A 12,269-nucleotide genomic window follows, 5' to 3' on the forward strand; every position below is an offset into this window, starting at 1 on the left:
CGGTACCGCGCGAACGACCGGCGGTACGCGAGCGACTCACAGACGACTAACGACCGACACCAGCCCATGACAGAACAACTACGCGACGCCCTCGGCCGGATCGACGACCCGGCCCTCGACGACGACATCGTATCGCTCGGCCTGGTCGGCGACATCGAGATCACCGACGGGACCGCCCGCGTACCGCTCGCGTTCGGCGCGCCGTACTCACCGACGGAGACGGATATCGCCGACCGCGTGAGAGAGACCGTCCGCGAGGCGGGGTACGAGACGGACCTCACGATCGACATCGACGACCGGACGCCCGCCGGCGTCGTCGACGACGCGCCGAACATCATCGCCGTCTCTTCCGGGAAAGGCGGCGTCGGAAAGAGCACGGTCGCCGTGAACCTCGCGACGGCGATGGCCGAGAGGGGAGCCGACGTCGGATTGTTCGACGCCGACGTGTACGGTCCCAACATCCCGCGGATGCTCGGCGTCCACGATCACCCGGGGATGGCGGAGGACGACGAGACGATCATCCCCGTCGAGAGTCACGGGCTCAAGCTGATGAGCATCGGCTTCCTCGTCGGCGAGGACGACCCGGTCATCTGGCGGGGCGCCATGGTCGACAAGGTGCTCACGCAGCTGTGGCACGACACCGAGTGGGGCGACCTCGATTACTTCGTCGTCGACCTGCCTCCGGGAACGGGCGACGCGCAACTAACGATGCTCCAGCAGATGCCGGTGCTGGGCGCGCTTGTCGTGACGACGCCGCAGGACGTGTCGCTGGACAACGCCCGGAAGGGCGTCCGGATGTTCGATAAACACGACGCGTCGGTGCTGGGTATCGTCGAGAACATGAGCGGGTTCGTCTGCGACGAGTGCGGGACTCGACACGACGTGTTCGCGTCCGGCGGGGGCGAACGACTCGCCGACGAGTTCGACCACCCGCTCCTCGCCCAGATCCCGCTCGATCCCGCGATTCAGGAGGGATGCGAGGTTGGCGAACCCGTCGTCTCCGAGCGCGACTCGGAACCGGCACGGGCGTTCCGCGAACTGGCCGAGCGGACGATGGACCGGGTCGGTCGAGAGCGACGGCGGTCGCACGCCGCCGACGTCGCCGAACTCGAGCCGGAGCCGTCGTGACGGGGACGTCTCGGGACTCGAGCGGGTGGTCGGTATCCATCCGTCTCGGCGTCGTAATGGGACGCAGTCACAGGTGACGCGGATCCGGTCGGCGTAGTAACTATGAGACGTTTCTTCTCACGGAATAATAAGTTAAATAGGTTATATGCCGTTGCTCACTGAAGTACAGGATATGCAACCGCGTTCCCGACGGTCGGTCCTCGCGGCGGTCTCGGCCGGGAGCGGGCTCGGGATCGCCGGCTGTATCGGCGACGACGAGTCCGTCTCGGTCCTCGCTGCCGGGAGCCTCGCAGTCCTGATCGACGATCACCTCGGACCGCGGTTCGAGTCCGAGACGGGAACCGCCTGTCGCGGAGAGTACTACGGCACGAACGCAGTGATGCGAATGGTTGAAGACGACCGGAAGTATCCCGATGTCGTCGTGAGCGCGGACGCCGGCCTCCTGCGCGACCGGCTGTACGACACCCACACCGTGTGGGACGTCTCGTTCGCGTCCAATGCCGTCGGGATCGCGTACGCCCCCAACACGCGGTTCGGGGATCGACTGGAGGCGGGCGACCCGTGGTATGAGGTCGCACTCAACGCCGACCCCGGTGCCCTCGCGATCAGCGATCCCGACCTCGATCCGCTCGGATACCGCGCCATCCACGCGTTTCGGTTGGCCGAGGAGCAACACGGATTGGACGGCTTCGCCGAAGCAGTCACCGACGCCGCCTATCGGGAGCCGGAGGAACCCCAGTTGCTCGCCGGCGTTGAGACGGGAAACCGCGCCGCCGCGGTCGTTTACCAAAACATGGCTGCGGACCACGGGCTTCCGTTTCATTCGTTCCCGGAGGCGTACAACTTCTCGAATCCGGAGTACGCCGAGCGGTACGCCGAGGTCTCGTACACGACAGATGAGGGGTACACGGCGACCGGCGCACCGATCGTGTACAACGCGACGGTCCTCGAGAGTGCAGACTCGCCGGACGCCGGACGCGAATTCGTCCGGTTCCTCGCGAACGCCGACGAGACCCTCTGCGAGAACGGGTTCGAGACGGAGGGATTCCCGAGAACGCACGGCGATGTTCCGGTCGAGGTGAACGGCGGATGAGCCTTGTCGATGCGACTCGCTCGGCCGCGAAATCACGACGGGTGCCCCCAATGCTGGTCTTCGGGGTCCTCGGAGCGGTCCTGCTTGTGTACTTCGCCCTTCCCTTCGCGGTGTTCCTCGGTAGGACCGGATCGGTTCCGGTCGTTGAGACCCTGCTACAAACGGCGAGCCGGACGGCGGTCAGGAACTCGCTTCTCACCGCGCCGGTCGCCACCGCGATCGCGACCGTTTTCGGGGTTCCGCTCGCGTACGTCCTCGCCCGCGAGACGTTCCCGGGGAAGCGGTTCGTCGAGGTGCTCGTTGTGCTTCCGCTGGTCGTCCCGCCGGTCGTCGGCGGGGCGATGCTGCTCAGCGTGGTGGGCCGGTTCACGCCGATCGGCGCCGCCGCGGCGCGCGTAGGCGTGCCGCTGACGGACAGCCTCGTCGGCGTCGTGCTCGCACAGACCTTCGTCGCGGCCCCGTTCGTGGTGATCACGGCTCGCGCCGGGTTCGGCGCGGTCGACGAGCGCCTCGAACAGGCGTCCCGATCGCTCGGATACGGACCGATAGTCACGTTCAGACGCGTGTCGCTTCCCCTCGCGAGGCGCGCGATCGTCGCCGGCGTCGTGCTCACGTTCGCGCGGGCCATCGGCGAGTTCGGCGCTACGATGATGGTCGCGTACAATCCCCGGACGATGCCGACGCGCATCTGGGTCGACTTCATCGCCGGCGGCATCGACGCGATCGTCCCGCTCGCGCTCGCGCTGCTGGCGGTCACGCTCGTCGTGGTCGCGACGGTACAGCGATTCGCCGGGATCCCGACGGTGGTGGAACGATGACCCTCGAACTCGACGGGGTGACCCACCGGTATGGGTCCGAGCGCGCGATCGACGACGTGTCGCTCTCCCTCGACGACGGGGAGCTCGTCGCGCTGCTCGGCCCGAGCGGCTGTGGGAAGACGACCGTCGTCCAAGCGATCGCCGGTCACCTTGACCCGACGGCCGGCCGAGTGTCGCTCCGCGGGGCTGACGTCACCGGCGTGCCGCCGGAGGACCGGAACGTCGGGGTCGTCTTCCAGCGATCGACGCTGTACCCCCACATGACTGTCGGCGAGAACGTCGCGTACGGACTGGAAAGCGGTGACCTCCCGGCCGAGAAGGTGAGCGAGCGGGTCGATCAGTACCTCGAACTGGTCGAACTCGCCGACCGGCGCGGCGCGTCTCCGGAATCGCTGAGCGGGGGCGAGACCCGGCGGGTCGAACTCGCTCGGGCGCTCGCTCCCGAGCCGGACGTCCTCCTGCTCGACGAGCCGCTGTCGGCGCTCGATAAGGGGCTTCGCGCGCGACTCCGCGACGAGATCGTCCGTATCCAACGGCGGACCGGCGTGACGACACTGTTCGTCACCCACGACCAGGAGGACGCGATGTCGGTCGCGGATCGACTCGTCGTCCTCCGCGACGGGGCGATCGCCGCGGCCGGTGCGCCCAGACGGCTCTACGAATCTCCACCGACTCAGTTCGTCGCGTCGTTCCTCGGACGCTCGAACGAGCTCTCGGCGACGGTCGACGGCGAGTCGTCGACGGTGGCAATCGGCGGGACCGAAGTCGACCTCGACGTTGTACCGAGCGAGGTCACCGATGCCGCCCGCCCGATGGTTCACGTCCGACCGAACGATCTGACGGTCGAGGCCGTCTCGCAGTCGGGCAGTACGTCGAGCAGTGCCCGTGACGCGTCGGTTCGGTCGGACGCATCGGCCGACGGAGAGCGATCCGACGACCGAGCGAGACCGATCGAGATCCGAGGCACGGTGACGCGGGTGCGTGACGTGGGACGCCGCTACGACGTCCGCGTGGAGGTCGACTCCGGCGAGGTAGTGACTGTCGAGCGGCATCGAGACGAGGTGTCCCAGTCCGATCGCGTGACAGTTTCCGTCGCGGCGAGCGATCTCTCAGTGTTTCTCGTCTCGGAATGATCTCCTATATTTTAGTTACAACTCATATATTGGTGGAGTAACGACCGGCCGGTAATAGTATCTGACTGTCTCCCAATTACAAAATACGGTGAGTAGACTCGCGCTTACGCAACTCTCGCCTGTGAATGTGGGTCTTATCTGTTACTCAGTCTTTTACTCTCCCACGCGTGAGCGGCCGCTCATCTCACGTTTCTTGGAATCAAAATGTCGGTGCGAGGGATCCAAGTCGTTTTAATAGATGAATAGATATAAATCTATTGGAGTAGCAGAATGCATCCATACATCGCCGAGATCATCGGCACAGCGATCCTCATCATATTCGGTGGGGGCGTCGTCGCCAACGTCGTGCTCAACGAGACGAAAGGGAACGGCGGCGGCTGGATCGTCATCACGTGGGGCTGGGCCATCGGGGTCTTCATGGGCGTGTTCACCATCAGTCAGGTCAGTGGCGGCCACATCAACCCCGCCGTAACTGTCGGCCTCGCTGCCGCCGGCCTGTTCGATTGGGCGCAGGTCCCGGCGTACGTCGCCGCGCAGACCGTCGGCGGCTTCTTGGGCGGCGTGGTAGTGTGGCTGGCGTACAAAGACCACTTCGCTGCGACCGAAGACGAAGAGGTGAAGCTGGCGATCTTCTCGACCGCCCCCGAGATCCGAAACTATCCGGCCAACCTGATGACCGAAATCATCGGCACCTTCGTCCTGGTTTTCGGCGTCCTCTACCTGAACTCCGCCGGATTCTTCGATGCACATTCGGGTGAGGTCCTCCAGTCGATCACCATCGACGGCCAAGCGGTCGGCTTCGGTCTCGGGGCGCTGTCGGCGCTTCCGATCGCGCTCGTCGTGCTCGGTATCGGACTCTCGTTAGGTGGCCCCACCGGGTACGCGATCAACCCCGCACGCGACCTCGGACCGCGCATCGCCCACGCGATTCTCCCGTTTCCACACAAGGGACCGTCAGACTGGGCGTACTCATGGGTGCCCATCGTGGGACCGATCCTCGGGGCGCTTCTCGCGGCCGGGTTGTATCGGCTGCTGTGAGGTGGTGATAGGGGGCCTTCCGACCAGCAAGTGTTGCTGTGCGTCCGGGAGACGGACGAGCGTATCGAGTCCGGCGACGCCCAGTCGATCAAACACGGGAGCGGAGCACGTTGCTGCAATTTATTTTAAGTACTGTTCAAATTAAGGGTCAAACGAGGTTGAGTCCGTTAATATTGTGGCGGCTAATACATAGTCTTTGAGCGTTATAATGTCGGTTCTTATCCGTGGCATCTCTTACTGACTACAATAAGAGAAAGATACAAGTGACTATACACTGAACCGGACAGTATAGCATGAAAGATAGTGATAGTTCTGTCACTCGGCGACGGTTACTCGGCGCCGTCGGAACGGCGGGAGCGGCGTCAGTCGCGGGATGTGGGTTCCAAGCTCCCACGGCTGAAGAGGGATCACCAGCTGAGTCCCCCACCGAACGCGTCGACCGGCTCGATCGGTACCCCCGAATGTTGGTGGGGAGCGTCGGGGACCTCGGGGGCGGTACCGTAGAGACGTTCGAGTATCCTCTCGAGGGGACGCGTAACTTCCTCACCCGGATCGAAGGAGCAGCGTGGGGTGGCGTCGGCTCGGACGGAGACATCGTCGCGTACAACGGCCTCTGTACGCATATGGGCTGTAGCGTCGAAGGGCTGGTTAATCCCGAGCGGGAGATGGCCGGTCCGTGTTCGTGTCACTACACGACGTTCGACCTCTCGAAGGGCGGGATGGTCGTCAGCGGCGCCGCGACGGCCGATCTTCCTCAGGTTCGTCTCGAGATCGAAGACGGCGACATCTACGCGACGGGGATCGACGGACTCGTGTACGGATACCGAAACAACCTGCGGGACGGTACCCCGATCGAAGCCGCCACGGAGGAGTGATCATGGCAGCAGACAACCCGAACACCAGCGAGGTACCCATCCCTCCCACGGACGCGGAGCGTAGCACACGATCGTGCCGGTATTGTATCGTCGGCTGCGGGTACGAGGTGTATAAGTGGCCGGTCGGCGAGGAGGGCGGTCCGTCGGCCGACGAGAACGCCCTCGGGATCGACTATCCCGCCGGCTATGGCGAGTGGCCCTCGCCGAATATGCACGAGATCATCCAGGAGAACGGGCAAGAGTACCACGTCCTGTTCAAACCGGACACCGACTACCCCGTCAACGAGGGGGGTTCCCACTCGATCCGCGGGGGCACGCAGGCGCAGTCGCTGTACTCCCCGAACAACGAGGACTACGACGATCGCCTGAAGCAGCCGCAGATCCGGATCGGCGGCGATCTCGTCACCGTCGATTGGGACACAGCTATCGAGGCGTGGGCCCGCGCCACCGAGATCGCCACCGAGAACGGCGAGAACCCGAACGGCTACGGGCAGAAACTGTATTTTTATCAGTTCATCGAAAACACCTTCGCGGGAACGAAACTCTGTCACGACGTGATCGGCTCGCCCAACTGGGGCGGCCACAATCGCCCCGCGCTCACGACGGAAGTCCCCGGACTCGTTAACGCCGGCCTCGCACAGTGGTCCTACGCCTACGAGGACGCCGCCGAAGCCGACACGATCGTGTTGGCGGGGGCCGATCCCAAGGAGAACCAAGACGTCATCTTCAGCAAATGGATAAACGAGGAGGGTGACGCCGATATCGTCTTTATCGATCCCCGTAAGAAGTTCACCGCGAACTACGCAGAGAACAACGGCGGAATCCACTTACAGATCAACGAGGCGACGGACCCGATCCTCTTGAACGCTATTGCCCGCCACATCGTCGATCAGGGCTGGCACGACGAGGGGTTCATCGAGGAGTGGCTGATGGACGACCGCCAGACGATCGACGAAGAAGGGTGGTATCAGGAGGAGTTCGGCCTGACACCCGACGAGTACTACGACCTCCTCGACGATCCCCGGTACGCCCCTGAAAACGCCGCCGAGACGACGGGCGTCCCGGCCGAAGAGATTCGCGAGGCCGCGGAGCTCATCGCCCAGCCCGGCGCCGAGGAGACGAACACGCTGTTCATGCTGGAGAAGGGCCTCATCTGGGGCTGGTCCCACGAGAACACCGGCGCGATGGCGAACCTGACGCTCATCACCGGCAGCGTCGGTCGACCCGGGACCGGCATCACTCGCGCCGGGGGGCATCAGGAGGGCTTCTGGACGAACGGGGCCGAGGGCGACGCCATCGCCGAGCGTTCGACGCAGACCTTCGACGGCGAGAAGGTCGAAGACGTAACAGTCCCACCGAACACCGTGGAACGCGTCAGAGACGGCGAGATCAAACACTGGCACGTCATCGGTAACGATCCGGCCCGTCACTCCTACGCGACCCAAGACCTCCGGAACGCGATACGGGACCGAACCAGCGGTGCGCAGCCGCAGACCGCCGACATCGACGAGATCGAACGCGCGTTCCGCGAGCGCATCGAGAACGGCGGCATGGTCGTGACCCATCAGGAGCTGTACGCCAACACGACGACCCAATACGCCGACATCGTCCTCCCGGCGACGGCGGTCGAATCCGGCGAGGGCGGCGATTATCACCGGTGGAACGGCGAACGTCGCTTCCGGCAGTACCAGGGCTTCATGGAGGGCCCCTCCGGCGCGAAAGAGGACTGGGAGATCTTCTCGATGATGGGCCAACGACTCGGGGCCGACGACATGGACTGGGAGAATTCCCGGGAAATCTTCAACCTGATCGCCGAAGAGTATCCGGGCGCCGGTGGCGACCACTCGCTCGAAGGGATCGCGCCCGCCGCCGAAGCGAACGACATGACGCCGGCGGAGTACATGGAGACCGTCGAGGAGGGCGTCCAGCAACCGATCTACGAGGAGAACGGTGAGGTGCAGGGGACGCCCCGGATTCACGCTCCGGACGGCGAACGCGAGGTCATGGACCACCGGTTCCACACGAGTACGGGCGAAGCGATCCTCCAGCGCGTCGACTGGGACCGGGTCGTCGACCCCGACGACGGGACGACGATCGGCGACGTCTACGAACAGCTCAGTCCCGGCGAGGACGAGATCTGGGTGACGAACGGCCGGCTCCAGCATCTCTGGCAGAACATGTACACCCACCAGCGACTGGAGTACGTCCAGAAACGCTTCCCGCAGAACATCCTCCAGCTCCACCCCAACGACGCGGCCGACCGGGGGATCGAAGCCGGCGATCTCGTCGAAATCGTCAACGACGACGTCTTCAACATACACGGCGAGAACACCGAAGGCAGCTTCACCGCCGTCGCTTACGTCGTCGATCCCGACGACGCGGCACAGGGGCAGGCCGTCTCGGAAGGCTTGGCGTACACCTACTGGCTGTACCCGGACCAGGTCAACAACGACGTCAATCCGGCGTACCTCGATCCCGCCAACCCCAATCCCGGCTACAAGTACGGGAAAGGGCGGATTAGACGCCTCGGCGAGAGCGAGGTGAAAGACGAAATGAGCTTCAAACCGATGAACATCGCCCCAGAATGACGAGCACGGACCACGCAGACGCACTCACGGACGGGGATTTCGTCCGGATCGAATACACGGCTCGCGCCGTCGAAAGCGGGCACGTCGTGGACACCACGGACCCCGCGACCGCAGAGGCCGCCGACATCGATGGTCTCGACGCCAACGGACCGATCGGTATCGTGCTCGGAGAGGGACACGTGTTCGAACCGGTCGAGGAGGCGATACGGACGGTCGGGATCGGCGGGTCGACGACGGTTACGGTGGAGCCGGACGACGCGTTCGGCGAGCGCGACCCGAACAAGCGCGAAACGGTACAGACCTCGCTCGTCCCGGCCGACCGACGCGAGGCCGGTAGAACCGTCTCCGTCGCCGGCCGCGAGTGCGTGATCGAGTCGGTCGACGACGAGACCGTACACCTCGATTACAACCACTCGCTCGCCGGCGTGACGCTGGAGTACGACCTCTCGGTCGTCGGGCGAGTCACGGGTCACGAGCGCGTCGACGGGCTCCGCGAGCTCCACGGACTCGACGCCGAGACGACGGTGTCCGACGGCCGTCTCGCCGTCTCGATCACCGCAACCGAACCCTCGCGAGAACGCGATCGGCGACTCCGAGCGTTCATCGGCGACGCGAGACGACTCCTGTCCGTCGATGCGGTGTCCGTGACCGAATCGTACTCGGAGTAATCGACCGCATCACCGGGCGACCGTTTCCGTTCCGATTCGGGTCATGATATCCGTGATAGGCTGTCGGTCCGTTTCTCACGCGATTTCTGTAGTGCTAGCCGAGGAACTGTTCTCTGTGCTTCGAGACTACTACCCTGTCTCAATTCCCGAGTAGCTCCGAAGAGTTTTAATATATGAATAACTGTTCATCTATTATGGGACAACAGACAGCCGAGATCGACTCGGACGCGGAGCAGGGTACCGAGATGAACATCGATCCCGCACTAAGCGAGGAGAGCAAGCGTCAGCGCGAGGGTACGGGCAACATCGGTGCGTTCGGGAAGCGAACGGGTTCGTCTGACCTACGCTTTTTCGAGGGGATTCTCCCCGAGATCGACGGCGAAGTGTTGAGTGATCACTCAATTGAAGAGCAATTCTCGACCGCGCTCGACAACCTCGAAGCCGCGCTCGCCGACAACCGAAACGCGACGTTCGGCGATGTGATGAAGCTCGAAATTCAGCTCACGGATCCGAGCGCCGCGGAGGCGATCGACCACGTGTACGAGTCCCGGTTCGACGACGTCGAGCTTCCCCCGCGGACCGTCGTCGGCGTCTGCTCGCTGCCCGGCGGTGCGGATGTCCAACTCGACGTGATCGCCGCCGAAGAGTAACCGCTGCTGTCGACACACCAATTATGAGCACCTATCCATCTACACACCGGTATCGCTCTCCGTCCGACTCACCCGACGCGACGGAGGTGACGGCGTCGTGAGCGGCGCCGCTCACGAGCACGGGCCGAACTGCGACTGCGAGGCCTGCGGGGATCCGCGTTCGATGGACTTCCTTGATAAGTACCTCACCGTCTGGATCTTCGGCGCGATGGCGATCGGAATCGGCCTCGGCTACGTCGCGCCGTCGGTGACCGGGCCGATTCAGGACCTCCATCTCGTGGAGATCGGGCTCGTGTTGATGATGTACCCGCCGCTCGCGAAGGTCAACTACGGTCAGCTCCCCGCGGTGTTCAAGAACGTGAAGGTACTCGGGCTGAGCCTGGTCCAGAACTGGCTCATCGGTCCCACGCTGATGTTCGGGTTGGCGGTCGTCTTCTTCAGCGGGCTCGTCCCTGGCCTGCCCGCTCGCCCCGAGTTCTTCCTCGGGCTCGTGTTCATCGGGATGGCCCGCTGTATCGCGATGGTACTCGTCTGGAACGAACTCGCGGAGGGGTCGAACGAGTACGCCGCGGGGCTCGTCGCGTTCAACAGCGTGTTCCAGATCCTCACGTACGGCGTGTACATTTGGTTCTTCGCGCTGTTCCTCCCGCCGCTCCTGGGCATGGAATCGCTCGTCGCCGGCATCTCTGCGTTCGACATCACGCCGATGCAGGTGTTCGAGGCGATCGCGATCTTCCTCGGAATCCCCTTTGCCGCCGGCATCATCTCCCGGTTCGTCGGCACGCGGACGAAGGGCATCGAGTGGTACGAGGAGACGTTCGAACCGACGATCAGCCCGCTGACGCTGATCGCGCTGCTATTCACGGTGATCGTGATGTTCGCGATGCAGGGCGAGCGAATTGTCGCGCAGCCGAGCGACGTCCTCCTGATCGCGGTGCCGCTGACGATCTACTTCGTGGTGATGTTCTTCGTCAGCTTCGGCATGGGCCGTGGAATCGGTGCCGACTACTCGACGACGACGGCTATCGGCTTCACCGCCGCCTCAAACAACTTCGAGCTCGCGATCGCTGTCGCCGTCGCGGTGTTCGGTGTCGGCTCCGGCGTCGCGTTCGCCACCGTTATCGGCCCGCTTATCGAGGTACCGGTGCTGCTCGCCCTGGTGAAGGTCGCGTTGTATCTCCAAGACCGGTACGACTGGCGAGGATACACGACCGGTAGTCTCGGGGAGGTGACGGCTGACGTGAGCGACCGACCGACGAACGACGACTGATCCATCACGACCATCGATATATTGTTAATTCCGACTGACGGTAGCTCCCTATACGACCCTGCCACGGGTCACGCCTTCAACCTCGCGACGCAACCAGATGCGGTCGTTCACATGCTGACGGTTCGTGTCGGAAGGAGCCACCCACTCGGTTTGGACAGATGAGCAGAAGAGAATGAATGACAGAGTTGTCGGACCGGGCTCGGAGCCACTCTGGTACACAGAACGCCGGCGACTCACAGATGTCCACGGCCGTCGGGCGACGTGAATACTATCAAATAGACTCAGAGTTTACGGAAAGGACGATTGTGCTTTCGAGGATGTTCTTCTCTCCATTCCGTAGTCTCGCTAGCACCGCCTGCTGGGTAATACCCAATAACTCACCGAGTTCTTCGAGAGTGATTTGTCGAGGCGTCTCAAAATAGCCCTCCGTGTATGCGAGTGCTAAAGCTTCGCGCTGCTTATCTGTGAGATTGTACTCTTGGGAATTGAATATCTGAATTTGGGTCGGGAAGCGAGTCAGTCGAACTCCAAAATCGTTCTTTTGGCAGTACGCTTGAAATGTGGAAAGCTGTTCAGCCGATTCGGCTTGAAGTCGAAATGTCCATTCGTTTGCAATCGTTTTTGCTGATTCGAACTCGACAGCTGCCTTTGTGATCCCGACACAGATACTCTCGTGGTCATTGTTCAAGCGTGCGGAGTAGAGGGACTTATCGGTGAGTGTATCAAGAAGTTTCACAGAGTCAAAAATACCATATTCTGATAATTCAGATACTGCTGGTAGAGTTGACTGTGTGCTCAACCAAAAGTAGATACTGGTGGACGTATCGCTCTGTTTCAGCTGTTCTATCTCAACGTCCACCGTTGGATACTCAGCAAACACTTTACCAATGGGGAATTGAGAGGATCGGCCGGTGAATTCTGCCACAGTAGCCATTGTGTGGGAGTTGAGCCCATCTTATCTATCTCTTGCCAATTATCTCAGCTGTGAGTACTGTAGTCGGAACTATG

Annotated in this window: 11 protein-coding genes; 10 read left to right on the plus strand and 1 reads right to left on the minus strand. The window is 62.8% G+C overall.

Going from position 1 to position 12,269, the window contains the following annotated elements; genetic code table 11:
* Positions 1-66 precede the first annotated feature (66 nt).
* From ACT4MF_RS15055 to arsB, 10 genes are all read left to right on the plus strand, one after another.
* Positions 67-1,128, plus strand: coding sequence for an Mrp/NBP35 family ATP-binding protein (locus ACT4MF_RS15055; protein ID WP_444683245.1), 1,062 nt, complete (start codon positions 67-69; stop codon positions 1,126-1,128).
* A 172-nt stretch (positions 1,129-1,300) separates the two neighbouring features.
* Positions 1,301-2,221 (plus strand): extracellular solute-binding protein, encoded by a 921-nt coding sequence (locus tag ACT4MF_RS15060; protein WP_444683244.1) that lies wholly within the window; start codon positions 1,301-1,303, stop codon positions 2,219-2,221.
* Complete coding sequence (locus ACT4MF_RS15065; RefSeq protein ID WP_444683243.1) at positions 2,218-3,039, plus strand: ABC transporter permease; 822 nt, start codon at positions 2,218-2,220, stop codon at positions 3,037-3,039. Before ACT4MF_RS15060 ends, ACT4MF_RS15065 begins: the two co-directional genes overlap by 4 nt.
* On the plus strand, positions 3,036-4,172 hold the full coding sequence (locus ACT4MF_RS15070) for an ABC transporter ATP-binding protein (RefSeq protein ID WP_444683242.1): 1,137 nt from the start codon (positions 3,036-3,038) through the stop codon (positions 4,170-4,172). The genes ACT4MF_RS15065 and ACT4MF_RS15070 overlap by 4 nt, the downstream gene beginning before the upstream one ends.
* 270 nt (positions 4,173-4,442) lie before the next feature.
* Positions 4,443-5,210, plus strand: coding sequence for an MIP/aquaporin family protein (locus tag ACT4MF_RS15075; protein ID WP_444683241.1), 768 nt, complete (start codon positions 4,443-4,445; stop codon positions 5,208-5,210).
* Between the two features lie 293 nt (positions 5,211-5,503).
* Positions 5,504-6,085, plus strand: a complete 582-nt coding sequence (locus ACT4MF_RS15080) for a Rieske 2Fe-2S domain-containing protein (RefSeq protein WP_444683240.1) — start codon at positions 5,504-5,506, stop codon at positions 6,083-6,085.
* A gap of 2 nt (positions 6,086-6,087) precedes the next feature.
* Complete coding sequence (locus ACT4MF_RS15085) at positions 6,088-8,673, plus strand: arsenate reductase (azurin) large subunit (protein ID WP_444683239.1); 2,586 nt, start codon at positions 6,088-6,090, stop codon at positions 8,671-8,673.
* The gene (locus ACT4MF_RS15090) at positions 8,670-9,341 is read left to right on the plus strand and encodes an FKBP-type peptidyl-prolyl cis-trans isomerase (RefSeq protein ID WP_444683238.1); all 672 of its coding nucleotides are present in this window, start codon (positions 8,670-8,672) and stop codon (positions 9,339-9,341) included. The genes ACT4MF_RS15085 and ACT4MF_RS15090 overlap by 4 nt, the downstream gene beginning before the upstream one ends.
* 194 nt (positions 9,342-9,535) lie before the next feature.
* The gene (locus ACT4MF_RS15095; RefSeq protein WP_444683237.1) at positions 9,536-9,991 is read left to right on the plus strand and encodes a RidA family protein; all 456 of its coding nucleotides are present in this window, start codon (positions 9,536-9,538) and stop codon (positions 9,989-9,991) included.
* A gap of 97 nt (positions 9,992-10,088) precedes the next feature.
* Positions 10,089-11,261 carry an ACR3 family arsenite efflux transporter gene (arsB, locus tag ACT4MF_RS15100; RefSeq protein ID WP_444683236.1) on the plus strand — a complete coding sequence of 391 codons (1,173 nt, stop codon included), beginning with the start codon at positions 10,089-10,091 and terminating at the stop codon, positions 11,259-11,261.
* Between the two features lie 271 nt (positions 11,262-11,532).
* Here the strand turns inward: arsB and ACT4MF_RS15105 are convergent, their stop codons facing one another.
* Positions 11,533-12,195, minus strand: a complete 663-nt coding sequence (locus ACT4MF_RS15105; protein WP_444683235.1) for a helix-turn-helix domain-containing protein — start codon at positions 12,193-12,195, stop codon at positions 11,533-11,535.
* Positions 12,196-12,269 lie beyond the last annotated feature (74 nt).

Origin of the sequence: Halorubrum sp. FL23, from assembly GCF_052439115.2 — an archaeon.
Taxonomy (GTDB): Archaea; Halobacteriota; Halobacteria; order Halobacteriales; family Haloferacaceae; genus Halorubrum; species Halorubrum persicum.